The organism is Acidocella facilis ATCC 35904 (assembly GCF_000687875.1).
GTDB lineage: Bacteria > Pseudomonadota > Alphaproteobacteria > Acetobacterales > Acetobacteraceae > Acidocella > Acidocella facilis.
This window is the reverse complement of record NZ_JHYG01000006.1, coordinates 36,442-61,534: the sequence shown is the minus strand read 5'-3', so window position 1 is coordinate 61,534 and position 25,093 is coordinate 36,442. Positions and strand designations below refer to the sequence as shown.

At 67.2% G+C, this 25,093-nt stretch carries 18 protein-coding genes; 3 read left to right on the top strand and 15 right to left on the bottom strand.

Translation table 11 applies throughout. The features are described from left to right. Positions 1-133: 133 nt before the first annotated feature. The 3 genes from T331_RS0109340 to T331_RS0109330 are packed head-to-tail and all read right to left on the bottom strand — an operon-like array spanning position 134 to position 5,561. A complete protein-coding gene (locus tag T331_RS0109340) occupies positions 134-3,175 on the bottom strand; it encodes an efflux RND transporter permease subunit (RefSeq protein WP_026439818.1) in 3,042 nt (1,013 codons plus the stop codon). Then, positions 3,172-4,221 carry an efflux RND transporter periplasmic adaptor subunit gene (locus T331_RS0109335; protein WP_026439817.1) on the bottom strand — a complete coding sequence of 350 codons (1,050 nt, stop codon included), beginning with the start codon at positions 4,219-4,221 and terminating at the stop codon, positions 3,172-3,174. The genes T331_RS0109340 and T331_RS0109335 overlap by 4 nt, the downstream gene beginning before the upstream one ends. Next, complete coding sequence (locus T331_RS0109330) at positions 4,218-5,561, bottom strand: TolC family protein (protein WP_162173896.1); 1,344 nt, start codon at positions 5,559-5,561, stop codon at positions 4,218-4,220. Before T331_RS0109330 ends, T331_RS0109335 begins: the two co-directional genes overlap by 4 nt. Before the next feature lie 121 nt (positions 5,562-5,682). Between T331_RS0109330 and T331_RS0109325 the strand changes: the two genes are divergently transcribed. Beyond that, positions 5,683-6,357: a winged helix-turn-helix domain-containing protein gene (locus tag T331_RS0109325; RefSeq protein WP_008495418.1), complete on the top strand. Its 675-nt coding sequence runs from the start codon at positions 5,683-5,685 to the stop codon at positions 6,355-6,357. After that, positions 6,347-7,711 (top strand): sensor histidine kinase, encoded by a 1,365-nt coding sequence (locus T331_RS17915; RefSeq protein ID WP_051622281.1) that lies wholly within the window; start codon positions 6,347-6,349, stop codon positions 7,709-7,711. Before T331_RS0109325 ends, T331_RS17915 begins: the two co-directional genes overlap by 11 nt. 186 nt (positions 7,712-7,897) lie before the next feature. On the opposite strand, the gene T331_RS0109315 is transcribed toward T331_RS17915, so the two are convergent. Together T331_RS0109315 and T331_RS0109310 are read right to left on the bottom strand one after the other, a co-directional pair. Further along, positions 7,898-9,481: an amidohydrolase gene (locus tag T331_RS0109315; RefSeq protein WP_211248703.1), complete on the bottom strand. Its 1,584-nt coding sequence runs from the start codon at positions 9,479-9,481 to the stop codon at positions 7,898-7,900. 41 nt (positions 9,482-9,522) lie between these two features. Beyond that, a complete protein-coding gene (locus T331_RS0109310; protein WP_026439814.1) occupies positions 9,523-11,019 on the bottom strand; it encodes an APC family permease in 1,497 nt (498 codons plus the stop codon). Positions 11,020-11,281: 262 nt separating this feature from the next. On the opposite strand from T331_RS0109310, the gene T331_RS0109305 reads away from it, so the two are divergent. Next, the gene (locus T331_RS0109305) at positions 11,282-12,256 is read left to right on the top strand and encodes an AraC family transcriptional regulator (RefSeq protein WP_026439813.1); all 975 of its coding nucleotides are present in this window, start codon (positions 11,282-11,284) and stop codon (positions 12,254-12,256) included. Between the two features lie 181 nt (positions 12,257-12,437). Here the strand turns inward: T331_RS0109305 and T331_RS0109300 are convergent, their stop codons facing one another. From T331_RS0109300 to T331_RS0109255, 10 genes are all read right to left on the bottom strand, one after another. Further along, positions 12,438-12,896, bottom strand: coding sequence for a DUF3237 domain-containing protein (locus T331_RS0109300; RefSeq protein ID WP_035179777.1), 459 nt, complete (start codon positions 12,894-12,896; stop codon positions 12,438-12,440). 144 nt (positions 12,897-13,040) lie between these two features. After that, positions 13,041-14,243 (bottom strand): outer membrane beta-barrel protein, encoded by a 1,203-nt coding sequence (locus tag T331_RS17910; RefSeq protein ID WP_162173895.1) that lies wholly within the window; start codon positions 14,241-14,243, stop codon positions 13,041-13,043. 305 nt (positions 14,244-14,548) lie between these two features. Then, entirely contained in the window at positions 14,549-16,312 is a 1,764-nt protein-coding gene (locus T331_RS0109290; RefSeq protein ID WP_051622279.1) for an ABC transporter ATP-binding protein, read from the bottom strand. Positions 16,313-16,423: 111 nt separating this feature from the next. Then, on the bottom strand, positions 16,424-16,702 hold the full coding sequence (locus T331_RS19890; protein ID WP_155992671.1) for a hypothetical protein: 279 nt from the start codon (positions 16,700-16,702) through the stop codon (positions 16,424-16,426). 13 nt (positions 16,703-16,715) lie between these two features. Next, on the bottom strand, positions 16,716-18,089 hold the full coding sequence (locus T331_RS17905; protein WP_051622278.1) for an efflux transporter outer membrane subunit: 1,374 nt from the start codon (positions 18,087-18,089) through the stop codon (positions 16,716-16,718). After that, positions 18,079-21,075 (bottom strand): efflux RND transporter permease subunit, encoded by a 2,997-nt coding sequence (locus tag T331_RS0109275; protein WP_026439810.1) that lies wholly within the window; start codon positions 21,073-21,075, stop codon positions 18,079-18,081. The genes T331_RS17905 and T331_RS0109275 overlap by 11 nt, the downstream gene beginning before the upstream one ends. After that, positions 21,072-22,004: an efflux RND transporter periplasmic adaptor subunit gene (locus T331_RS0109270; protein WP_211248702.1), complete on the bottom strand. Its 933-nt coding sequence runs from the start codon at positions 22,002-22,004 to the stop codon at positions 21,072-21,074. Before T331_RS0109270 ends, T331_RS0109275 begins: the two co-directional genes overlap by 4 nt. 201 nt (positions 22,005-22,205) lie before the next feature. After that, positions 22,206-22,625: an ExbD/TolR family protein gene (locus T331_RS0109265; protein WP_026439808.1), complete on the bottom strand. Its 420-nt coding sequence runs from the start codon at positions 22,623-22,625 to the stop codon at positions 22,206-22,208. A 4-nt stretch (positions 22,626-22,629) separates the two neighbouring features. Then, complete coding sequence (locus T331_RS0109260; protein WP_026439807.1) at positions 22,630-23,283, bottom strand: MotA/TolQ/ExbB proton channel family protein; 654 nt, start codon at positions 23,281-23,283, stop codon at positions 22,630-22,632. Between the two features lie 11 nt (positions 23,284-23,294). Next, positions 23,295-25,088, bottom strand: a complete 1,794-nt coding sequence (locus T331_RS0109255; protein ID WP_026439806.1) for a dipeptide ABC transporter ATP-binding protein — start codon at positions 25,086-25,088, stop codon at positions 23,295-23,297. Positions 25,089-25,093 lie beyond the last annotated feature (5 nt).

The following is a 25,093-nucleotide window of genomic DNA, read 5'->3' as shown; positions in this document are numbered from 1 at the left end:
TCAGAACCACGATACGAGAGCAATTTATGTTTATCCTGACGCGCCAGCATCAAGCTTTTAGCTTGATGCTCTAGATTCTGTTTTAGCGAGCAAATTTATCCGATCAAACGAATCCGTTTGATCGGATATTGCTCTAGGCGCGGGGCTTGGTGAGTTTCAGCAGCAGCACCGGCAGCGCCAGCAGCACCAAGGGAAACTGCACCAGCAGCCCGGCGATGATGGCAATCGCCAGCGGCTGCTGCATCCCCGCCCCCTGGCCGAGATCCAGCGCCAGCGGCAGCAGCGTCAGAATCGCCGCCAGCGTCGTCATCGCGATCGGCCGCAGCCGGTTTGCCGCCGCCGTGGCGAAGGCCTCGCGGGGCGGCAGCGTCTCCAGCAGATGCTGCGCCTCGGAGACGAAGAAGATCGCCATCTCGGTGGCGATACCGACGATCATCACCATGCCCATCATCGCGGTGATGTTCAGCGGCACGCCGGTGAGGAACAGCCCCGTGAACACCGCGGTGGTGGAGAGCAGCGAGGTGCAGATGATCGCCGCCACCCAGGCGAAGCGCTCATAGAGCAGCAGCAGCAGCACGAACTCCGCCAGCAAGGCGGCGATGAACACCCGCACCAGACCGGCAAAGGCGATCTGCTGCTGCTTGTAGAGCCCGCCCAGCGTGTAGGTTACGCCGTTGCCGAGAATACCAGGCTGGGCCAGCGCCTTTTTCACTTCGGCGATGCCGGCGCCGAGCCCGGTGCCGTTGAGCCGGGCGGTGACATCCACCACCTGCTGCAAATCCTCGCGGGTGATCTCCGGCTGGCCGGAAGCGATGGAGAAGCTGGCGATGCTGGAGAGCGGCACCAGCGCGCCGGCCGGCGTCGGGATCGGCAATTGCCCCAGCTGCGTGGTGTTCAGCCCCGCCGCGCCTTGCGCGCGCACGCGGATGCCGGTGAGCTGGTTGTTGCCCTCGAAGGTCGCGGCCACCGTGCCGGCCATCGCGGTCTGCAGAATCGCGGCGACCTTGCTTGGATCGAGCCCCAGAGCCGCAGCGCGGGCCTGGTTGACATGGATCTCGATGGCATCGCCCGCCGGGACCACGCCGTCATCGATGGAATCCACCCCCTGGATCTTGCCCAAAGCCGCCGCCACGCGCTGCGCCGCGCCTTCCAGCGCCGCCGGATCGGCCGCGGCGAGGCGCACATCGATCGGCTGCGGCGTGCCGGTCATGTCGCCCAGCTCGTCGGACATCAGCTGATGCGGATCGATCTGCACGCCCGGCACCTTCGCCGTCACCTCATTGGCGATGCGGTTCATCACCACATCGATATTGGCGCGCTGGCTGAGCGGGGTGAGGCGAATGACGAAATCGCCCTTGTTGGATTCCGCGAGATCGCCGCCAAACCCGGCGCCGGCGCGCATCGAATAGCTGGCGACGGCGGGGTCCTTGTGCAGGATCGCCTCGATCTCGCGCATCTCGCGCTCGGTCTCGGCCAGCGAGGTGCCGGGGGCGGTGAGATAATCCATCACGAACCCGCCTTCATCGAGCGAGGGCATGAAGCCGGTCTGCACATGGCTGTAGGAGAGATAGCCCACCACCACCAGCCCCAGCACCGGCAAGGCGAGCAGGACCGGCCGGGTGAGGAAGCGGTTCAGCAGCCGCTCATGCGTGCGCCCGAGCCAGCCCTGGCCGTTCTGGCCGGGGTCGGTCCAGCGGTCGAAATCCACCAGGGTCGCGGCCAGCAGCGGCACCACCAAAGCGGTGAGCAGCCAGGAGGCGAGCAGCGTGGAGGCCACGGTGATCGACAGCGCCTTGAAGAAGGCGCCGGTGACACCGGAGAGAAAGGCCAGCGGCACGAAGACGATCAGCGTCGCCGCGGAGGAGCCGGTCAGCGGCCGCAAAAACGCGCTCCCCGCCTGCAACACCCAGAACCGCCCGGCGCCGCGCGCGGGATGGCCGCTGCGATGCGCGATGAACTCGATCATCACGATCACATCGTCGATCACCAGCCCGACCGAGGCCGCCAGACCGCCGAGGGTCATGATGTTGAAGCTGAGCCCGGCCATTGAGAGCACCATCACCGCCGCCGCCAGCGAGGCCGGCACGATGGTGATGGCCAGCAGCGTGATCCGGCCATTGCGCAGGAACAGATACAGCACCCCGGCGGCCAGCACGATGCCGATCAGGATCGCATCGCGCACGGAGCCTGCCGCGGCCAGCACCAGCGTGCTCTGGTCGTACCATTTGCTCAGGCTGACACCGGGTGGAATCTGCCCCTTGAACCCGGCCAGCGCCTTATCGACGGCCTTGGCGGTGGCGACCATGTCCGAGCCGGTCTGTTGGTAGAGCAGCAAGGTGACAGCTTGTTTGCCGTCGGCATCGACGCCGAGGAATTGCGGCACCACGCCCTGGCTCACCTGCGCCACGTCCCCCACATGCAGCACCCCGCCAGGGCCGGCGCGCAGCACGATATTCTTCACATCCCGCACGCCGCTGACGCTGTTATTGGTGAGCAGCAGATAGAGCAGCTGATGATCCTCGATCTGCCCGACCGATTGCAGGCTGGCCGCACCCGAGATCGCATTGACCAGATCGGTGAGGGTGAGATGCGCCGCCGCCAGCCGCGCCGGATCAGCCGAGACCTCGACCTCGCCGGTATCGCCGCCCTGGACCTGGACATGGGCGATGCCCTTCACCCCGGAGAGCAGCGGCACCAGCTGGTATTTCGCGAGGTTGCGCATTTTCACCAGGCCGACGCTGGGGGAGGTCAGCGCATAGGCCATGAACGGAAACACGTTCGGCAGCATCTGCAGAACATTATAGCTCACCCCGGGCGGCAGGCTGGGCACGGTCTGCGCCAGGGCCGCGTTCACCCCCAGCATCGCGGTGGGCATGTTGGTGCCCCAGGCGAAATCCACCGTCAGCATCGCCGAGCCGCGCGAGGTGACGGATTTCACGTTGACGACGCCGGGCACCGCGCGCACCGCCTGCTCCACCGGCTGCGTCACCGCCAGCACCATCTGCGAGGCCGCCTGGCTGCCGGTATCGACAGTGACGCGCACGCGCGGAAAGGAGGCGTCGGGGTACAGCCCGATCGGCAAGGAGATGGCGGCACTCAACCCGGCCAGCGCCAGGGCGGTGGCCAAAGTGAGAACGAAACGGCGATGCCGGTCCAGCCAGGCGCTGAACTTCACGAGCCAGCCCCCTGGGTGGCGGTCTGCATGCCGTCACTGAGCTGGTAGGCACCCTGGGTGGCGATCTTCCAGGCGGGATTCAGCCCCTTGGCCGCCAGCACGCTGGTCCGGGCCCCCTGCTGCAGCAGCTCCACATCCGCCCGATGCGCGATCCCCTTGGCATCGAGCTGATACACATACAGCCCTTTCTCATCGCGCAGCACGGCCTCGTTGGGCACCTGCACGCCCTCCAGCTGCCCCGCCTGGATCTGCACCCGCACCGGGGCGCCCAGCGTCACCGGGGCGGCGGGGCGCAGCGTCACGTCGATCAGCCCGGTCTGCGCATCCAACCCGCCGGCAATGCCAACCACGCGGGCGGCCACCGGGGCGCCGCCATTCAGCTTCGTCAGCGTCGCGTCATCGCCGGGCTGCAGCTGGGCGGCCTTGCTCTGCTCGAGTCCGATCTGCGCCACCAGCCCGCTTTGCGGCACGAATTTCACCAGCACGCTGCCCGCCGGCAGGCTGCCGCCCGGGGTGGCCGGCAGCGCGGTGATCAGACCCGCCGCCGGGGCCTTCAGCGTATAGCTCTGCCCGGCGCCGGTGGCGCGCAGCGCCGCCAGGGCGCTGGCGGCGTCACGCTGCGCCTGGGTGGCGGCGGCGAGGTCGGACTTGGTGGCCAGATGCGCCGGCAACAGCGCCGCGACATGCGCCCGCGCCGCATCGGCGGCCGAGAGCGCATCCTGCGCCTTGGCCAGATTGGCGGCCTCGACCGGGTCCGGCCCCAGCTGGGCCAGCGCCTGGCCTTGCTGCACCGCCTCATTCGGCACCACCTGATAGCTCACCAGCACCCCGGCCGCCTTCAGCGCCAGGCTCTGCTCCGCCGTGCCGGCGATGATGCTGCCCGGCGCGTCGATCAGGCGCGGCAGGCTCTGGCTGCGAACCGCAACCGTGCTCACCGTGGCGACCGGCGTGGGGGTATTATCCGCCGGCGCGGCGGGGCTCAGAGCATACCAGGCCCCGAGCCCGGCAACGAGGATGACGGCGGCAATCGGATAGATCGGTTTCATGATGCGGGATGTTCCGTAAGCGGCTGCGTCAGGCCAAAGCCGAGCAGCGTGGCCAAAGAGAGTTCAGCGGTTTGCAACTGGGCGCGCAACGCGATGGCGCTGCGCTGCCGTTCCCCGGCCACAGCGGCGAGATTGGCGAACACCGGCCCGGCCAGCTGCCCGGCCTGGTAGAGGGACTGTGCCGAATCCGCCATCGCCCGGGCCTGCGCCGCCTGGGTTTGCGCGGTCCGCAGCTCGCTCTGCAGCAGCGCGATCTGGGCCGGCAGCGCGGCGGCGGCCCCGGCGGCATTGTCCAGCGCGCTCTGATATTGCGCCCGCAGCGCCGCCCTTGACGCCTCCGCCGCCTTGATCGCCGGACGGTTGCGGTTGAACAGCGGCAAGGTCAGGGTGAATTGCGGCCCGAAGCTCCAGACATTGGAGGTATCGCGCCCGCCCGCCCCGCCCAGGCTGAGCGGCAGGAACTGGCTGAGTATGGCGGCGCGCAATTTCTGGTCCGCCTGTTCATAGCCATAACGCAAGGCCAGCAGATCCGGCCGGCGCTGCGCCAGGCTGGCCAGTGCCGCCTGCACCGCCGCCGGGGACGGCGCGGCGATGGCGGGGGCGGCGATGGCAACCGGCGTATGCGGCTGCAGCCCCAGCAGCGCATCCAGCGCCACCTCATCCTGCTGCGCCGCCTGGGCGGTGGTGTTTTCGCTGGATTGCACACTCGCCAGCGCGCTCAGCGCCGTCACCCCCTCATTGCTGGTGAGGTTGCCGGCGCTGATCTGGGTTTGCGTCTCGCTGTTGATCCGGCTCAGCAGCGCATCATCCTGGCGCAGGCTGGCCAGCGTCTCACGGTCGCCCGCCAGCGTCACCGCCAGCTGCTCCGCCTTCGCCGCCACCTGCCATTCCTGCCAGAGAATATCCTCATTCGTCTGCTTCAGCCCGGCGCGGGCGGCCGCCCGGTCGGCCGGGCCGGTGATCAGCGCGCCGAGATCCTGGGTGAAGGCGCCGGTCAGCGCCGGCATGCTGCCTGGCCCGCTGAGCAGGGCCGCGAACCCGCCAGTGATGCTGGGATCAGGCGGCGTCCCGGCGGCCAGCAGATTGGCCTCGCTAACCCCGCGCTGGGCCCGGGCGGCGACCAGATCCGGGTCGTTCAGCACCGCCAGCTTGGCCAGGGTTTGCGGGCTGAGCGGCCCGCTCACATCCAGCGCTGTGCCATCCGGCAGGCGGGTCCGCAGCCCGCTCACCCCGGCCCGCAGGTCCGGCGCGGCGGGCAGCGGGGCGGCATGATAGCTGGCGCACTGGGACAGGCCCAAAGCGAGCGGCAGGCACAGATAGTTCAGCAAACGGGGCTTCATGACCGCGCTCATAACCATGTCAATTTGTCCGCCGTCTATCGCCAACTATGCAGGAATTTAATTTTTGCCTTGGCCCCCGGCCGAATTGCCAGCCAGCCCCGCGCGCGGCAGGCTGGGCGGCATGAAACTCCTGCTGATCGAGGATGACGCCCAGGCGGCGGCCAATCTGCGCGCCGGGCTGGCGCCGGAGGGCCACGAGATCGAACTGGCCGCCGATGGCCGCGCCGGGCTGCTCGCCGCCGCCGCCGGCAGCTTCGACGTGCTGATCATCGACCGCATGCTCCCCGGGCTGGACGGGCTGGCCCTGCTGCAGACGCTGCGCGGGGCCGGCATCCACACCCCGGCTTTGTTTCTCACCGCCCTTGGCGGGCTGGATGACCGGCTGGAGGGGCTGCGCGCCGGCGGCGATGACTATATGGTCAAACCCTACGCCCTGCCGGAGCTGTCCGCCCGCCTCGGCGCCCTGGCCCGCCGCGCCCGCGCCCCTGCTCCCGCCACAAGGCTGCAAATCGCGGATCTGGAGCTGGAGCGCACCACCCGCAGCGTCTGGCGGGCCGGGCAGCGCATCACGCTGAAGCCGCGCGAATATGAGGTGCTGGAATATCTGTTCCGGCATCGCGGCCAGGTGGTCACCAAGACCATGCTGCTGGAGGATGTCTGGGGCTTTCACTTCACCCCGCAGACCAGCATCGTCGAGGCGCAGATCAGCCGGCTGCGCGGCAAGATCGACCAGGGATTCTCGCCGCCTTTGATCCATACCTATCGCGGCGCCGGGTACAGGCTGGATGTGGCTTAACCGGGTCTGGCGGGTTCCGGGGATCAGGCTCGCCTGGGGCGTGGTGCTGGTCTGCCTGGCCGGGGCGCTGCTGGTGTTCGCCATCGTCCACCACGCCACCGAATCCAGCTGGCGCGACCAGATCGATGCGCGCGTCGCCGCCGCGCAAGCCGACATCTCTGCCGACATCGCCGCCAATCAGCTCGGCGTGGCCTGGAATGTCCGCGCCACGCTGGCCGAGGGCAGCGGCCTGCTTTATGCCGCGCTGGCGCCGGACGGCACCTGGCTGGCCGGCAATTTCCGCCCCGCCCCCGACGTCGCGGCACACTGGACCGGGCCGAAGACCCTGCCCCGCGCGCCGGATCTCGGCCTGCCGCCACATGTTCTGGCGGTCCGCGGCACCGTGCTGAACCTGCCGCATGGCGAGCGCCTGTTCATCGCCGCCGACGCCAGCGCGCTGATGACGCTGAAAAGCCTGATCGCCCGCTCCTTCCTCGGCGTGTTCGGCACCATCATGGCGCTGGGGCTGATCATCAGCCTGCTGATCGGCCGGGCCACCACCCGCCGGCTCGATGGCTTCACCCGCACCCTGCACGATATCGTCGCCGGCGACCTCACCCAGCGCATCGCGCTGAGCCGGCATGAGGATGAATTCGACCGGCTGGCCAGGGAGGTGAACCAGGCGCTGGCGCGCATCCAGCAGCTGATGGAAAATCTGCGTCAGGTCACCAACGATATCAGCCATGATCTGCGCTCACCTCTGGCACGGCTGCGCGAGCATCTCGAACTTTCGCGCGCGCAGATGCAGGATGAGCGCTTCCGCGCCGTGTGCGACGAGGCGATCGCCCAGCTCGACCAGGCGCTGGCGATTTTCTCGGCCTTGCTGCGCCTGGCGGAAATCGAAGCGGGGGCGCGGCGGGCGCGGTTTCAAACGCTGGCGCTGACGTCTTTGCTGGAAACGCTCGTCGAAAGCTATGAGCCCGCCATGGCGGATGGCGGGCTGGCGCTGGAGGCGCAGATCGAGCCGGGGCTGCAGCTGCTCGGCGACCGCGATCTGATCAACCAGGCCATCGCCAATCTTCTCGACAATATCCTGATCCATGCCGCCGGCGCGAAGACGGCCCGGCTCTCGGCACAGCGCCGCGACGGGCGGATCGACATCACCCTCAGCGATGATGGCCAGGGCATCCCGGCCGCGCAGCGCGAGCGCGTGATGCAGCGCTTCGTCCAGCTCGACCCGACCCGGCAAGCCGGCGGCTATGGCCTCGGCCTGCCTCTGGTCAATGCGGTGGTGGCGTTGCATGGCGGCACGATGATGGTCGGGGCATCGGATGCCGGGGGCGTGAGGGTGAAGCTGAGCCTTCCCGGCGCATAGAGACTGTTTGAAAAGCCACTCTGGCGGCCGCCATAGCGACTTTTGAAACAGCCTCTTCACGATTGTTTAAGCCAACACACTGAAAAATTTATAAAAGTTTTTGGAGGTATGGGGGCTTTTTACAAAATGCCCCCATGTCTCTTCACCGCTTTTTAAGAGGCGGCACCGAAAATTTTTTCGATTATGTCATTTAGCCAGGCGATGCGTCACCTGGCCGTCGCTCACCGTCAGCCGGAACGGCGCCGTCCCCAGCTCATCGACACCGGCATTGAGCGGATCGACCGAAAATCCGGTCAGATCCGCGTCGTAGCCCGGCAGCACCGCGCCCAGCCTGGTCTCCTCCTGCACCACATAGGCGGTATGGCGGGTCAAACCGGCCAGCGCCGCGGCGCGCGAGAGGGTTTGCTCCGCGCCCACCGGCGCCAGCGCCCGCCCCGGCAGGCGGCGCGCCACCGCGCAGGCCAGGATCTCACGCGCATCATAGGGGGCGATCGGCCAATCAGAGCCGAGCACCAGGGGCACACCGGTCGCGGCGATGTCGGCGGTGCGCCATCCCCGCGCCGCGCGCACCGGCCCCAGACGCTGCGACCACGGATCGCTCAGGTCAGCGCTGGCATAGCGCACCGCGTGGGAAGGCTGCATCGAGGGCAACACCTGCAACGAAGCGAACCGGCCGACATCCTCATCGGGCAGGGTTTCGATATGCTCCACCCGGTGGCGCGCCGCCGCGCGGATCGGGGGCGGCAGGCTGGCCAGCGTATCCAGCACATGCCGCACCGCCTTGTCGCCGATCGCATGGGTGGCGGTATGCACGCCCCGCTCGCCGAAAAACCGCACCGCCTCGCTATAGGCCTCCGGGGAGGGCCAATGCGGCCCGGTGGAGCCGCCCTGCGTGTCCGGCTCATGCAGCCAGGCGGTGCCGGCATCGATGGTGCCGTCGATGAAGAATTTCGCCCCGCAGACCCGCCAGAGCCGGCCGGCGCGGCTCTGCAAGGCCAGAACCGCCTCCAGCTCCGCGCGCGTGGCGCCGGGATTCACCCAGGGCAGAATATGAAAGCGCAAGGGCAGCTTGGCTTGCGCCTCCAGTGCGGCAAAACAATCCAGGCTGTCGCCATTGGCGTCCATCACATGCATGCCGGTCAGGCCGGCGTCGGCCATCCGCTCGAACAAGGCGCGCATCGAGGCCAGGCGTGCCGCCTGCTCCAGGCGCGGCAGCACGGCGCGGACCAGCTCCACCGCCTCCGTCTCCAGCAAGGTGCCGGTGGGGCGGCCCGCCGCATCGCAGAGAATATCCGCCCCGCTGGCAAAGCCGCGCGGCCCGGTGATGCCGGCCCGGGCCAGCGCCGCGCGGCTGACCATGGCGCCATGATAATCGAAGAACAGCAGAAACACCGGCCGGCCGCCGGCCGCCGCCTCCAGCTCGTCCGCCGGATGGCCGGCTTGCGCCAGCAGCGAGGGGTCCAACCCGTGGCCCTGCAGCCAGGCATCCGGCGGCAGGGCGGAAGCGGCTTGCGCCAGGGCGGCGCGCAGCTGCCCCATATCGCGCACCTCGGCCAGATCCAGCCCGATCTGCAGATCATGCCCCTGGATCGGGTGGGCATGGCCATCGACCAGGCCGGGGGTCAGATAGCCGCCGGCCAGATCGATCATCTCGGTCCCCGGGCCGCGCCAGGCCGCCATCTCCGCCGCCCGCCCGAGCGCGCAAATCTTGCCGCCGGCCAGCGCCAGGCAATCCGCATCCTCGCGCCAGCCCAGCCCATCGGGGCGCAATATGTGGCTATTACGAATTATGATATCCGCGAAGCTGGTCATTACGCTTCATCCTCCGGGACGACATAGCCAAGCCGGTCGATCGCAGCTCCCCGCGTGGCCAATTTGTAGATCGTGGCGGCCAGCGCGAGCACGAAAATGCCGCCGATATAAATCCAGAACCGGTTGGCCGGCGGCGGCTGGTAGGGCGAGACCGCCTGGTAGAGCCCGTTGCCGATGGTGACGACGCCGATCAGGGCCGGCAGGACATGCCGGAACAGCCCAAACCGCGCCCGGTCCGTCCGCCAGATGAACACAGGGCAGAGCAAGGCCATCAGGAAATAACCAACCGTGATCGGCGCGGCGCCGATGCCGGCCAGATAGCCGGTGCCGGTGACCGCATCGCCGTTGAACAGGAAATAGGCGGCGATCACGAAAAAGCCGATCAGCAGGTTCCAGATCAAAACCGACATCACGGGGACGCGGGAGATGGCGCTTACCCGCGCGAAGGGGGCTGGCAGCAAGCCGCCACGCGCGGCGGCATAGGTCCAGCGGGAAACCGCCGTCACCGCCGCGATATAGGAGCCGATGGCGCTGGTCAGGCCGATGAACACCATCACCCAATGGAACCAGGGCATGTAATGGTCGGTGAGCTCAATGAAGGGCGCCGCATTGGTGGGGTCGGCAAGGCGGGTCATGCCGGGGCCGGCCCCATGCCAGGCGGCATAGCCGGACACCGCCGCCCAGGTGACCAGAATATACAGCACGCCGATCATGGCGATGGAGCCGATCACCGCGATCGGCACGTTGCGGCGCGGATGGCGCAGCTCCTCGCCCAGGCTGCCGGAATTCTCCCAGCCGACATAGCTGAACAAGGCGGCGGTGAAGACGATGCCGTTGAGCCCGGCGAACCCGCCCGGCATGCCCCCCGCCGGATGCAACGGCGCGGCCAGTGCCGGACCGGACTGCGCCAGCACGACGACGGAAAACAGCACCAGCCCCACCGCCTCGACCAGGAACAGCACGAAGGCGACATGGGTTGAGGCGGCGATGCCGCGCAGCAAGACCGGCACGCTGAGGACGATCCCCGCCAGGGCGATGATCAGCCACCAGATGTTTGGCAAACCCAGCGCCGTCTGCACCCAGGAGCCCAGAAACACCGAGACCGAGGCCAGGGTGATCGGCCCGCCGAGAATGCCGAGATAGAAGGTCATGGCGCTGGTGAAGCGGCCATAGCCGGGGCGGATGGCGTTGCCGCCATGATAGATGAAGCCGATGAAGCTGCCGGCACTCGGCACCCGCACGGCGAATTCCGACAGATTCCAGCCGGTGGCGGCGATGGCGAAGCCGGTGATGAGGAAGGTCCAGGGCGTGAAGCTGCCCATGAAGGCGGCGATCAGCCCGATCAGCGAGAAAATCGCCTCCGCGGGCGCGATATTCGCCAAGGTCGAGGCGAAGGCTTCCGCCAGGCCAATGGCGCCGCGCTTCAGCCCGGCATCGGATGTTGCAATCAGGATGGAGGGAGCCGCCGGCTCGACCTGCTCGATTATTTCACTCATGAACCCCGCCTCATTGTTATGTTTCCACGGATCAGAGGCCAAGCCTAACGCCGCCTGGCGCCGGGGGGAGCGGGAGGCCGCGCCAAAAACTTGTCAAAACACGCCAGCCTCCCCAGCCTCCATATTGCGTTTGCGCGCCGGGGGGATAAGACGAAGGACCGGGAGAAAACACCATCCGCGGTTTACCGCAGGAAGGAATGATAAATTGTCCGCACCAAAACCAGCCGAATCGCGGATCCGCGCGATCACCTTGCAACCTTTCATGGACCACCCTCAGGTGCCGCCGGAATTGCGCCGGGCGCTGCTCGCGCGATATGGCATTGACCCTGCCATGATCAGCGACCCTTATCGTTGGATCAAGCTGGAAACCCCCTCCTTATTGATCGAGCAGGCGGCGGCGCTGATTGGTGATCCTTGCCTGGGGGCGCGGATCGGGATGACCTATAAGGCAGAGCAGGCCGGGCCATTTGGCGCGCTGTTCAGCGCCAGTTCCAGCCTCGCGGATGTTTTCGCCCATTTTCCGAAATTCGCGCCGCTGATCCAGAGCCATACGCAGATGCGGGTGGAACAGCGCGACGGGTTGTGCGTGCTGAGCTACAGAATTCACGACCCCGCCGTGCCGATGCGCTGCCAGGATACCGAAATGACCACCGCCAGCGCGATCAGCTTCATCCGTGGTTTTCTGTCGCGCAACTGGAGCCCGCTGGAGGTGCAATTCGCCCATGCCGGCCAGGGGCGGGAGGCGGCCTTGCGGCAGATTTTCCGCGCGCCGGTGCATTTCGGCCTCTCGGAGAGCCGTATCATCATCGCCGCCGCCGACGTCACCCGCGCCAACCCGCTGGCCACCCCTTCCTTGCGGCCGGTGGTGCTGCGGCATCTGGAGGATTTGCTGGCGCGCGAAAGCCAGCCTTGCAGCCTGGGCGAGAGCCTGCGCGAGACGATCCGGCATTTGCTCGGGCGCGGGCCGGTGACGCTGCAGGATGTTGCCCGGGAGCTGGGATTTTCCGTGCGCACGCTGCAAAGGCGGCTGCAGGATGAGCGGCTGAATTTTCGCCTGTTGCTGGAGGAGGAGCGGCGCGGCATCGCCGAAACCATGCTGGATAATCCCGGCTTGCCGATGAAGCAGATCGCCGCGCGGCTCGGCTATAGCGAACTTTCCGGCTTCTCGCGCGCCTGCCGCGGCTGGACCGGCAAATCGCCCCGCGCCATGCGCCAGGCCGCGCAGCCCGGGCTGTAAGGTCCGCCTCTGGAAACGAGCGCCTAGACGGGCAGCAGCGCCGACGCCGCGATGAAGCGGAGCAGATTGGACCAATATCGGTCGATCATGGCGCCGACCTCATGCGTTGAGGCCGGCGGTTGACGGCGTTTCGGTGCGCCGCCGCAACGCCTTCATGCGTTGCTGAAAACGCCTTCCTCCGTCAGAGAAATTCAAAAATCTTGATCAATACATGATCGTGCCGGAAGGCGCCGCTGCCGATGAAGAGGCGCTCGCTCAGCCAGCCATGCGGCCCTTCCGGCGCTTCGAACAATGGCGCGCAGCGGAAATAATAGGCGGCCTCATCAACGCTCTCGCCCGCATCCAAACGCCGCAGCAGCGCCGCATCGGCGATGAACAGGCCTTGATTGCGGATATAGATCGGCGTGCCGTCCTCGGCCTGCAGCGCGTAATGGGCGTCCAGCACCGAGCAGCCATTCGCGCGCACCCATTCATAATCCGCCCCGCCGGGCAGCACGCGCCCTTGCAGGCGCGGCCCCCGCACCCATCCGCCGGTGATCGGGTTGATGCGCCTATGCCCGTGGCGGCCGGGTCCGCCATCCAGCGGGGGGGCGAGCGCAGCGTTGATCTCGAAAGCGAATTCCAGGCGTGGATCGTTCATCAGTCCAGGTATCCTTGTGGTGAAGTTTACAAAGACAAGCGGCGGGGCCGGCATGCGGCCCCGCCGGTGCGGCCCGTGTGAGTCGGATTTTGTTTGAGCGCGCGGCTTGATCCGATCAAACGACGAGGTTTGACCGGATGGTGCTCAAAACAAAATCCCCGCCTCAAGCAGGCCCTGCACCACGTCGCGCCCCCCGGCCTGATTGCCGAAGGCGCCAATCTGCCCGTTGCCGGCATAGGAGCCGTTGAGCAGATGCATGTAGCCGGCGGAGGCGCGGATGAAGAGATCCTTATGCTGCCAGCTTGGCGTTATGGCGAAGCCCACCCCGCGCGCGCCCGGCGCGATGAACCAGCTATCCGGCCCGTTGCTGGTGAAATATTCCGCAAATCCACCGATCTCGTAAGGCGTGTTGGCAATCGGGTAATCCGCGAACAGGGCGGCGCCGAACATGCTGGAGAATTTGCCCATCGCGGCGGAGCCTGGTTGGACCAGCCGCGCATCCGCCTTGGCATATTGATACTGGATTTCCGGGGTAAGGCTCAGGGCGCCGTCGCTGAATGTATAATAGGCGCCGAACATCTGCGAATTGGCATAGTTCGCGCCGAAGGTGCCAACCGTGGCGAAATGCGCGGGATCTCCATAAGAGCCGGTGCCAGCATAGGTTTTCGCGTTCAGCCCCACCCGCCCGAGCGCCCCCGCATAATAGGCGGCGATGGATTGCCCGTGCGGCAGCTGGTAGGTTGCCACCGCCTCCACCGTGTTGAACACCCCCGTCTCGTAGCCATCCCCCCAGGCGATCGTGGCATTCAGCGCCTTGCTGGCATAATTCAGCTCGGCGCCACGAAACATCGCGCTTTGGGTATAAAACAGCGCGCTGGTGAACAGATTGGAATTATACCAGTCCGTGCCGGCTTCGAATCCCTCCAGCGAGATCAACTGTCCGGCGGAGACTGTCACCGGGCTGCCCGGCGGGGCAATGGTCAGATAGCCGTAATAAAGCGGTCCCGTCGCCAGGCTGTTGACGCTGGCCTGAATCGGCGCGCTGCCCAGCGGCATGGCGCCGGTATTGGCCCCGATGGCGAGGTTGAACTGCACCAGCCCGGCCGGTTTCTGCAGCTCGATCAACGCGTTCGCCAGCCTGGTGCCGGTGATGTTGTTGCCGTTAAAGGCCGCGTGGCTGGTGCCGCTCTGCACGAAGCCATACCCATCCGCGCCCCCGGAAAGAGTGAGATTTCCCAGCCAGGCGCCGTCAATTTCGATGCCCGCCGGGGGGGTGAGCGCCATCGCGCCACCGGCCATTGCCAGCCAGCCGCAAAGCCCGGCCACGCCAATCCTGCATAAATCCATTTTCGAGGCTCCCATTCTTTTCGCGCGCGGGATCTATCCGCGCTTTGTTTCGCTGAGGGCGGTGGGATGCGTCCCACTGCAGCGTGCAGAATGGCAGGGGCATGACGCGGGAATGAACACCGGCGCATGCCAAATTCTTGTCAAACAGCGCCAAACGCGCTGATCCTCCGGCCCGATTTTGTTTTGGCGGAATTTTTATGTGTTGATCGTGACGCTGCCGCGCCCGGCCAAACACGCGCTGCGCGCATTATCACCCGGCCGCGCCGTTGGGCGGCCGGGTGATGATGTCAAGGATTGTCGCCGGCTCAGGATTCGGCAGGCAGCAAGCCCATCGCCTGGCGTTCGAACAAACGCCGATAGATGCCGCCCTCACGCGTCAGCAACGCTTCGTGCGGGCCCTCTTCCGCCAGCCGGCCGCGATCGAACACCAAAATCCGATCCAGCGCGCGCACGGTGGAGAGGCGATGCGCGATGACGATGACGGTGCGGCCGGTCATCAGCCGTTCCATCGCTTCCTGAATCAAAGCCTCGGATTCGGAATCCAGGCTGGCCGTCGCCTCGTCGAGAATCAGGATCGGCGCATTCGCCAGGAAGGCGCGGGCGATGGCGACGCGCTGGCGCTCACCGCCGGAGAGCTTCACCCCGCGCTCGCCGACCAGGGTCTGGTAGCCGCGCGGCAGCCGGGCGATGAACTCATGCGCGTTGGCGAGCCAGGCGGCCTGCTCGATCTCCGCCAGGCTGGCGCCGGGCCGGGCATAGGCGATGTTATCCGCCAGCGAGCGATGAAACAGGATCGGCTCCTGCGCCACGATGGCGAGATTGGCGCGCAGGCTGGCCTGACGCACGGCACGTATATCCTGCCCGTCGATCCTGATCGCGCCGGCGCTGACATCGTGCAGGCGCTGCAACAGCTTGACGAAGCTGGTCTTGCCCGAGCCGGAATGGCCGACCAGCCCGACACGCTCGCCCGCCGCGATGCGCAGGGAAAAATCCTCGAACAGCGGCAAGGCGTGCGGCCCGTAGCGGAACCCGACACGATCGAAGACGATCTCGCCATTGCCGATGCGGATGGGCCGCGCGTCGGGCGCATCCTCCACCCCCAGCCCTTGGCTGTGCAGCGCCACCAGCTCCTCCATATCGTTGACGCCGCGCTGCAGATTCGAGATGTGAAAGCCGATATCGCGCAGATAGCCGTGGATGACGAAGTAGGCGGTGAGCACCGTCGCGATGTCGCCGGGCGAGGCGCGGCCGCTCCACCAGAGCCAGACCGCGAGCGAGGTGACGCCGGTGCGCAGCAGCAGCAGCGCCACGCCCTGGATGGTGCCGGAATTGGTGCCGCGAATCCAGGTGCGGCGGGTGCGCGCGGCCCATTTCGCCAGCACGCCGCGCAGAATCTCGTCCTCACGGGCTTCCGCGCCGAAGGCCTTCACCACCGCGTTGCAGGAAATCGCATCCGCGAGGGCGCCGCCGACCCTTGTATCCCAGCGATTGGAGAGTTGCGCCGCAGGCGCCACCCAGCCAACCGAGAGCGACGTGGCCAGCACGATATAAAGCAAGGCGCCGCCGGCCAGCAGCCCGCCCATTACCGGCCAGCGCCAGCCCAGCACCGCGGCGGTGCCCCCCAGCACGCACAAGGCCGGCAGCAGCGCCACCAGCAGCGTATCGTTCAGCATGTCGATCGCCCACATGCCGCGGGTGATCTTGCGCTGGACCGAGCCGGCGAAGCTGTTGGCGTGCCAGTCCGATGAGAAACGCTGCACGCGGTTAAAGGCCTCCTGCGCGGATTCAGCCATGTTGCGTAGGCTGAGCGCGACCACGCCGCGAAACACGATATTGCGCAGCAGAGTCTGCGAGGCGCCGAGCCCGGCCATGATGCCGACCGTCACCAGCGCCGCGTGCGCTTCGCGCAAGCGCGGCCCGGTGGCGGCGACATCGGTGACCAGCTTGCCGGCGAAAAGCGGCATCAGCACATCCGTCAGCGTCGCGCCGATCATCGCCGCGACGATCATCGCGACGAGCCAGGCATGGCGGCGCCACAGACGCAGCAGAAATAACAGCACGCGGCCCATCGGGCGCGCGGAATTCTTATCGATGAGAGACACGGTTGCTCCCGGCCCTGAACGGACCGGCCTTCCGGCTGAATGAAATGAAAAAGGAAAAGAGGCGGAGAAAAAGGCCGGCTATATGCCGGCGCGCGCGCCATGGGCGGAGGGATAGAGAATAAATGATTTCATCAGCCCCTCCTTTAAAAAATTCAAACGGGTTCGGTTGAGTAGCAGCGGGACACCGGCACTGTCCAGGATTTTTTGCACCGCAACCAAATTTTTCCGGCTTTTTGGTTTCAAAAAAGCCGAGGCTAAAATTGCAATAAATCTAAAACCACATATTTGGATTAAAATGTCGTGCGCGCCGCTGCCCGCGACCGATGATTTTTTCCGGCCGATGATCGACGGAATCATCCTCAAAACAACGTCAATTCGCCATGGCGCTCTGCAACGTTGCGATGGCGGCGAGCAGCGTGGTGCGGGCCTGGATTTGCGACAGCGCCGCCTGCGCCGCCTGGGTCTGGGCGGTCAGCACCGTGGTGTAATCCACCGCGCCCAGCCGGTATTGCGCGGCGGCGAGCTGGTAGGCGCGATCCGCGGTTTGCGCGGCGGCGCTGGCGCGGGCCAGCGCGTCCTGGCCATTTTGCACCGCGCTCAACGCATCCGCCGCCTGGGCAAAGGCGTTGAGCACGGCGCCATGATAGGCGCTGAGCGCCCCGGCGAGCTGCGCTTGCGCCGCCTGTTTGTGGGCGTGCAGCGTACCGCCTTCGTAAAGCGGCGCCAGCAAATTGCCGGCGAGCAGCCAGAAGGCCGAGCTGGTGTTGAACAGCGCGCTGGTAAGCTCGGCGGCATAGCCGCCCGTGGCCGAGAGGCTCAGATCCGGATACATATGCGCGACCGCGACGCCAAGCGCCGCGTGCTGCGCCGCCACCTGCGCCAGGGCGGCGCGGATATCCGGCCGGTTTTGCAGATAGGCGCTCGGCAGCACCACCGGAATGTTCGCAGGCAACGCCAGCTCGGCGAGGCGCGGAACAGGCACGGTGAATGAGGCGGGCAGGCTCCCGGTGAGCACCGCCAGCCGGTCGCGCTGCTGCTGCGCCTGGGTGCGCAGAGCCGGCAGGCTCGCCTGGGTGGCAAGGATGCTGCTCTGCTGCTGCAGGACATCGAGTTGCGGAATCGCGCCATCCGCATATTCGCCTTGCAGCAAGGTGAGCAGGCGCTGCTCACTGGCGATGATGCGGCTGGTGGTCTCGATCTGCGCCTCGTCCCCCGCCAAAGCGATGGCGGCGGCGGCGATGTTGCCGGTGACGCTCTGGCGCGCCGCGTCCAGCTCCGCCGCCTGGTAGGCGGCCAGCGCGGCGCCGTTGGCGAAGGTGAAATGCCGCGCCCCGAACAGCCCGGGATCGTAACTGATCTCGCCGGCCAGGGTGTAGATCGTATAAGGCGGATAGCCGTTCGGCCCGGTCGGGTAGGATTGCCGGGAGATTTCCGGATAACCGGATGGCCCCAGCACGAGCTGCGGCAGAAAGACGCCATCGGCCGCCCGTGCATCGTCGCGCGCCGCCGCCAGGGCGGCGCCGGCCTGGGCGATATCGCTGTTGGCGCGCAGGCCGCTTTGCTCCAGCCGGTCCAAAGCGGGGTTGTCGAAGATTTGCCACCACGCGGTGGGCAGGGCGGCCACCTGCCCGCCCTGCCCCGGCAGATAGGCGCTGACCTTCACCGTCACCTCCGGCGCCGGCAATTTCGGGGCGCATCCGGCCAGGGCCAGAGCGAGCAGCAGCAGGAGGCGCTTAGCCCGCATGGCGCCGCCGGTGGAGCAGGCAATAGAGGGCCGGCACCGCGAACAAGGAGAGCAGGAAGCCCCCGCCCATGCCCGTCGCCAGCACTGCGCCGAGATCGTAGCGGATGGTGGCTTGCGGGCCGGAGGCCAGCAGCAGCGGCACCGCCCCGCCCAGCAGCGCCAGCGTGATCATCAGGATCGGCCGGAAGCGCAGCCGCGCCGCGCGCAGCGAAGCGGTGCGGGTGGGCAAGCCAAGCGCCGCGCCCTCATGCGCCACCTGCACGAACAAAATGCCCTGACGCGCGATCAGCCCCCAGACCGTCAGCAGCGCGATCTCGGTGACGATGTTCAATGTCGCCCCGCCCGCCAGGCACAAAATCAGCGGCCCCAAACTGGCCAGCGGCACGGTGGCGATGACCACGAACGGGTCGCGCAGGGAGCGGAATTGTGCTGCCAGCAGGAAGAACAGCCCGGCCAGGCCGAACGCGAACAGCTTGGCATTCTGCGCATTCGCCTCGCGATAGGTTTCCGAGGGGCCGCTATAGCCGAAGCTGAGATCGCGCGTGGGCTGGGCCGCGAAGGCGCGGCGCAGAGTCCCCAGCGCCCGGCTCATCGCCACCCCGGCATGGGGCTGCGCCTGGATATTGACGCTGGGCAGACCCTGCCAGGAGCCAAGCGCGTTGGGCAGCTCCTCCCCAACCAGCGATGCCACGGTGCCCAACGGCACGCTGCCGCCCCCGGCGGTGGGCACCAGCAAGGCCAGCAAGGTGGCGGGCCGCAGCCGGTCGGGCAGCGCCAGCGTGACGTTCAACGCGTCGCCCCGCACCTCCACCTGGCCGAGCTGGGCATGCGAGAGCGCGGCGCTGACCACCTCGTCGATATCCGCCTCACGGATGCCGAGCCGGGCGGCGAGCAGCCGGTTGATCCGCAGCCGGTACTGATATTGCGGCTGGCCGGGCGAGATCTGCACGAAATCGAAATCGCCGCTGGCATAGGCGGCGCTTTGCATTTTGGCGGCGATGGCGAGCAGCCGCGCGGCGCTGGCCTGGCCGGAGATATTGACGGACACGGGCAGGTCCTGCGCGCCGGGCAGGCCGGTATCCTGCGAAACATAGGCGGCCAGGCCCGGCAGGGCGGCGAGCGCGCCGGACAACCGGGCGACGGCCCGCGCCGCCTGGCCGGGTGTTGCGAAGGTGTAGCCGCCGAAAATCGCGTGCTGGGACTCCACCGCCACCAGCCAGTCCGGCATGCCGGGATAGAGCCGGTGCAGCAGCGCCTCCATGGTCAGCGCCTGGGCGTTGAGATAATCCTGCGAGGCGCCATTCGGCCCGGCGGCGTAGATATTCACATCCAGCCCATCGGGCGCGGGGTCGAGATTGCGCGGGGCGAGTGAAGCCAGCACCGCGCAGCCGGCCACCGCCAGCAGCACCAGCGCCGCGACCAGCCCGGTTCTGTCCAGCAAGGGCGTGAGGCGGCGGACATAGGCATCGCGAAGTTTATCCAGCAGCCCGGCACCCGGCTTGTGCACATAGGTCCGGCTCGCCCACATCGCGATGCTGGGGACGATGCCCAGCGCCACCGCCAGCGAGACCAGGAAGGCCGAGATCAGCACCAGCGCGAACGGCCGGAACAAGGCGGCGGTGAGGCCGGAGAGAAAGCCCAGCGGCAGAAAGGCGACCACCAGCGTCGAGGAGATCGCCGCCAGTACCGGCGCGAGGCGGGTGATGGCCAGCTCCGCCGCCTCACGCGCCGGCGCGCCATCGGCGGTGCGGCGGAAAATATCCTCGACGACGACGATGGCGTCATCCACCACCAACCCCACCGCCAGCACCAGCGCGATGATGGTGAAGAGATTGAAGCTCTGCCCGCAGACGCGCATCACCAGCCCGGCGCCGAGCAGGGACAGGAAGATGGCCAGGAACGGCGCCGCCGCCGCGCGCAGGCTGCCCAGCGCGGCGACGGTGATGGCGCCGACCAGCAGGATGGTGACCAGCAGCGTCATCGCCAGATCGCGCAGCGATTGCGAGACGCCGATCGATTGATCATAGCTGACGACGAGCTTGACCCCCGGCGGCATCATCGGCTGCAGCGTGCCCACCAGCCGGCGCAGCTGCGCCGCGACCGTGATGATATTGCCGCCCGGCGCCACCCCGGCGGCGACGTAAACGCTCGGCACGCGGTCCCACCAGGCCATGCCGCCACTATCGGTAAAGCCGATCGCGGCCTTGGCGACATCGCCCAGCCGGGTGGTGCCGCCCGCCCCGGCTCCCAGCGGCAACGCCGCGAGAGCGCCCTGGCTGGTCAGATCGCCACCGGTATTCACCGGCATCGCGGCGGCGCCGTCGCGCAGCGTGCCGGCCGCGGCGACGGTGCTGGCCCCGGCGAGGCTGCGCGCAACCTGCGCCGTGGTCAGGCCCTGCGCCAGCAGCCGCAGCGGATCGGCCGTGACCAGCAGCGCCGGGGGGGAGGAATAAAGCGTCACCGGGCCGATGCCCGGTACCGTCTCCAGCCGCGGCACGATATTGCTGATGGTAAAGGCGGTGACCTCCGCCGCGCTCAGGCTCGGCGGGAACAGCACCGAGATGTTGAGTTCCTGATTGGCATTATCGTCACCGACGATTTTCAACGACGAGGGCTGCACCGCTGCCGGCAGATTATCCCGCGCGGCATTGGTGGCGGCGAGGATTTCCGCGAACACCGTATCCGCCACCGCGCCGGGGGCGAGGAAGGCGTTGATGTCGGCATTGCCCGGCTGGGTCGAGCCGGTGACATACTGCACCCCGGCAATGGCCGAGACCGCGTTTTCCAGCGGCAAGGTGACGAATTTATCCACAGTCGCCGCGTCGGCGCCGGGAAAATTGGTTGAAATATCGATATAGCGCGGCGGGATCACCGGGCTGGAGCGCACCGGCAGGCTGACCACGGAGGCCAGACCGAACAGCCCCAGCGCCGCCGCCGCCAGCCCCACCAGCACCGGCTGGCGCAGCAATTTCACCCAGATATTCAAGGCGTTTGCGGGCTCACGCGCTGGCCATCGGTAAGCCGGAAGCCGCCGAGTGCGACGATGCGCTGCCCGCTGCCGAGACCCGGCGCCTGAATGATGCTGTCATCCCCCACCCGGCCCAGGATTTTCACATAGAGGCTGTGCACCACGCTGCCGCCCTGGCCGGGCGAGAGCACGAAGACGTAAGGCCCGAGCATGGAATCAGTCAGCGCCGTGCTGGGCACCTGGAGCGCGGCAATGGGCGCGCCGGTGGCGATCTCGACCACCCCATTCATGCCGGAGAGCAAAGAAGGCGTCTCGCCATCCAGCCGCCCCTCGGCGGGCCGCGCATCGCTCGCGCCGTCAAGCGCCGGGCCTAGGGCCACCAGTCGCCCTGGCACGCTGAGCTGCGCGCCGCCGCCCAGCGGGGCGGTGAAGCGCAGCGCCTCACCCGGCGCCAGCCCGGCCTGCTCGGCCTGGGGGACGCTGAAATAGAGCTTGAGCGGCCCCGGCGCCGCCAGCGTCACCACGCTCTGCCCGGCCTGCAGATAATCGCCCGGGTCAATCTCGCGGATGCCGGCGATGCCGGCGAAGGGCGCGATGATCTCGCCCTGCGCCAGCGTCGCCTGGTCCAGCCGCAGCTGCGCCTGGTCCTCCGCCAGCACCGCCTGCGCCTGCTCCAGGGCGGATTGGCTGGCGCCGGAGATCGCCATCAGCTTTTCGGTGCGGGCGAGCGCGCGCGCGGCTTCGACCAGCTTCGCCTGGTCCAGCGCCAGCTGCGCCTGCTCGGGTGCCACATCCAACACCACCAGCACCGCGCCGGCGGCAACCGCCTGGCCGGACTGGAAATTCACCTGGGTGACGACACCGCCGCGCCCTGGCGCCAGGACAGCCTGTTGCGCCGCCGCCAGATGCGCCGAAAACGTCGCCTGGTCGCGCCATTGCACTTTCATGGGCCGCGTGGTGGGCACAATGGTTTGCGCCGATGCCGCGCCGGGCAGCGCGGCGGCAAGGACCAGCCCGGAAAGAAAGATCACAACGCGAATGGAAAGCACCCCTGTCTGTCCATCGCCGCGCCGCAGACTCGGCGATGGTTTATATGTTTGTGCCGGACCGGTTGCGGACCGTGCAAGCCCGGACCGCAACCGCTTTATTCAAGATCCGTCGTGATTATCCGTGGCTATGCCGATATTGGTGATGCCGGCCTTGCGCACCAGATCCATCACGCTCATCAGCTGCTGCAGCTTGGTGCCCTTGTCCCCGGCGACGATCACATCGGTATCATGCCCGGCCTTCTCGCCTTCGAGATAGGTTTCCAGCTGGGTGTCGTCCATCACCTGGTCCTTCACATGCATCGCGCCTTGCTGGTCGATGATGATCACCACCTGGGTATGCGGCAAGGGCTGCGCCGTGGAGGCGCCGGGCAGATGCAGCGTGACACCCGAATCCGGGATCATGCGCAGCACGATCATCACGAAGAACACCAGCAGGAACATCATGATGTCGATCATCGGCACGATTTCGAGCCGGGGCTTCTCCCGCTCCAGCGGGTCGTGGCGGCGTCTGCGGGCCATGCGCTTAGCCCCCCGCCGACAGGCGCACCGGACGCGCCGGCTCGGCCCGGGTCTCGCGACCTTGCATGCGGTTGATCAGCGCCACCTTGATCAGCTCCAGCTGATGCATGATCTCACGCGACAAAGTGCTGTAATAATTTACAAAATAAACCGCGATGATGGCGATGAGCAGGCCCGCGCCGGTGGAGACCAGCGCATCCGCGATGCCGCCGGTGACTTTCGAGGGACCGCCATTGGAGGAAAGCACGTTGAAGGCCTGGATCATGCCGACGATGGTGCCAAAGAGGCCAAGCAGCGGCGCGATGGTGACGGAGGTATCGAGCACCCAGAGCCGGCGCGTGATCTTCGGGCTGGCGGCGAGGATTTCCTCATCCAGCCGCAGATCCATGTCCTCGGCACTTTCGCCGCGAATGGCGATGGCGGTGCTGATCAGCCGGCTCTGCAGCGCATCGCTTGACGCCTCGACGATCGCCTGCAGCCCATCCACATCGTTATCCGGAACCTTGCGCAGATTGCTGTGCGCATAGCGGCCCTGGCGCAGGATTTTCTTGAGGATATAAAACCGCTCCACCGCGACGGCGAGGGTGATGATCAGCAGCACTGGCATGATCGCCAACAGGCCGCCGGTCAACATGACCAAACGAACAAATTCCAACATGATAAAAACTCCTAGGCTTGCATGGGTTGAAGTTGCGGGGCCGCGCCAATCAGCGCCCGCGTGTAGGCTGCGCGCGGCGCCGAGAGCAGCGCCGCGGTCTCGTTCATCTCGACGATCCGGCCGGCATTGAGCACGGCGATCCGGTCAGACATGTAGCTGACGACCGCGAAATCATGGCTGATGAGAATGTAGGACAGGGCATGCTTGAGGCTGAGATCCTTCAGCAGGTTCAGCAGCATCGCCTGGGTGGAGACATCGAGCGCCGAGGTCGGCTCATCGAGCACGATCAATTCCGGCTCCGCCGCCAGGGCGCGGGCGATGGCGATGCGCTGCGCCTGGCCGCCGGAGACATCGCCAGGATGGCGCGCCGCCATTTCGGGATTCAGGCCGACCTGGCCGAGCAGCGCCTCCACGCGCGCGCGGCGCGCGGCGTTGTTCAGGCCGCCGCGCAGCCGCAGCGGCTCGGCGATCACCTCGCCAATGGTCATGCGCGGGTTCATGCTCTCCCGCGGGTCCTGGAAAACAACCTGGATTTTCCGGCGCAAATCCCGTTTCGCGCGGCCGGCCATGGCGTGGAAATCATGACCATCGAGCGTGACCTGGCCGTCATACTCGATCATTTGCAGCACCGCGCGGCCGAGGCTGGATTTGCCGGAGCCGCTCTCGCCGACCACGCCCAGACATTCGCCGCGCCCGAGCCTGAAGCTGACTTCGGCCAGCGACGGCGGCAGCCGGCGCGCCGCGCCGAACCAGCCGCCGGCACCGCGATAGCGCACGCCGAGATCCGTCACATCGAGCAGCGGCGCGAAGTTTCGCGCGGGGCGCGGCGCAAGGGTTTCAGCGAAGGCCGGCCTTGCGGTGCGCGGCAGCGGGTGAAAGCACGCGGCCAGCGTGGCCCCTTGCGCATCCGCCGGCGGGTAGGCGGTGGAACAAACCGCGCTGGCATAGGCGCAGCGCGGCGCGAACCGGCAGCCGGGCGGGCGCTGCTCCGGCTCGGGCAGATTGCCCGGAATATTGCGCAGCCGCGCCTGCCCCAGCCGCGCCACCGACCCCAGCAACGCCTCGGAATAAGGGTGACGCGGGTGCTGGAAAAACGCTGCCGCCGCCCCCCATTCCACCGAGCGCCCGGCATAGAGCACATGGATGGAGTCCGCATGCTCCTGCACCACAGAGAGATCATGCGTGACGAAGAGTACCGCCATGTCGCGCTCGCGGCGCAGCCGCGCGATCAAGGTCATGATCTGCTGCGCGATCAGCGGATCAAGCCCCGTGGTCGGTTCATCGGCGATCAGCAAATGCGGTGAGCAGGCCAGCGACATCGCGATCATCACACGTTGGCGCATGCCGCCGGAAAACTGGTGCGGATAATCATTGAGCCGGTTTTTCGGATCGGGGATTCCGACTTCGTCCAAAAGCTCCAGCGCCCGGGCCCGGGCCTGCGCCGCGCTGCCGCCTTGATGGACCCGCCAGGCTTCGCCGATCTGCGCCGCGATGGTGCGGCTCGGGTTCAGCGCCGCGAGCGGATTCTGGAAGACCATGGCAACGGATTTGCCGCGGACCTGGCGCATGCGCGGCTCCACGGCGGCGGCGAGATTTTCGCCGTTCAGCAGAATCTCGCCGGTAATGGCGGCCCCTGGCGGCAAGAGACGCATGATGGCCAGGGCCGCGATGGTTTTGCCGGAGCCGCTTTCGCCGACCAGCGCCTGCATTTCACCCGGCGCGATGCGCAGATTGAGCTGGTCGAGAATGGTCACATCGCGACCGCCACGCTTCAACGTGACGGATAAATTCTTGATCTCGAGCACGGCGT

Bases quoted from the DNA above. Each gene is read 5' to 3' on its own strand.
- T331_RS17915 (WP_051622281.1), top strand. From the start codon at position 6,347: ATGTGGCTTAACCGGGTCTGGCGGGTTCCGGGGATCAGGCTCGCCTGG.
- T331_RS0109335 (WP_026439817.1), bottom strand. From the start codon at position 4,221: ATGAAACCGATCTATCCGATTGCCGCCGTCATCCTCGTTGCCGGGCTC.
- T331_RS0109310 (WP_026439814.1), bottom strand. From the start codon at position 11,019: ATGAGTGAAATAATCGAGCAGGTCGAGCCGGCGGCTCCCTCCATCCTG.
- T331_RS0109290 (WP_051622279.1), bottom strand. From the start codon at position 16,312: ATGGGCCGCGTGCTGTTATTTCTGCTGCGTCTGTGGCGCCGCCATGCC.
- T331_RS0109305 (WP_026439813.1), top strand. From the start codon at position 11,282: ATGGACCACCCTCAGGTGCCGCCGGAATTGCGCCGGGCGCTGCTCGCG.
- T331_RS17910 (WP_162173895.1), bottom strand. From the start codon at position 14,243: ATGGATTTATGCAGGATTGGCGTGGCCGGGCTTTGCGGCTGGCTGGCA.
- T331_RS17905 (WP_051622278.1), bottom strand. From the start codon at position 18,089: ATGCGGGCTAAGCGCCTCCTGCTGCTGCTCGCTCTGGCCCTGGCCGGA.
- T331_RS19890 (WP_155992671.1), bottom strand. From the start codon at position 16,702: ATGATTCCGTCGATCATCGGCCGGAAAAAATCATCGGTCGCGGGCAGC.
- T331_RS0109330 (WP_162173896.1), bottom strand. From the start codon at position 5,561: ATGAAGCCCCGTTTGCTGAACTATCTGTGCCTGCCGCTCGCTTTGGGC.
- T331_RS0109300 (WP_035179777.1), bottom strand. From the start codon at position 12,896: ATGAACGATCCACGCCTGGAATTCGCTTTCGAGATCAACGCTGCGCTC.
- T331_RS0109260 (WP_026439807.1), bottom strand. From the start codon at position 23,283: ATGTTGGAATTTGTTCGTTTGGTCATGTTGACCGGCGGCCTGTTGGCG.
- T331_RS0109265 (WP_026439808.1), bottom strand. From the start codon at position 22,625: ATGGCCCGCAGACGCCGCCACGACCCGCTGGAGCGGGAGAAGCCCCGG.
- T331_RS0109325 (WP_008495418.1), top strand. From the start codon at position 5,683: ATGAAACTCCTGCTGATCGAGGATGACGCCCAGGCGGCGGCCAATCTG.
- T331_RS0109270 (WP_211248702.1), bottom strand. From the start codon at position 22,004: ATGAAAGTGCAATGGCGCGACCAGGCGACGTTTTCGGCGCATCTGGCG.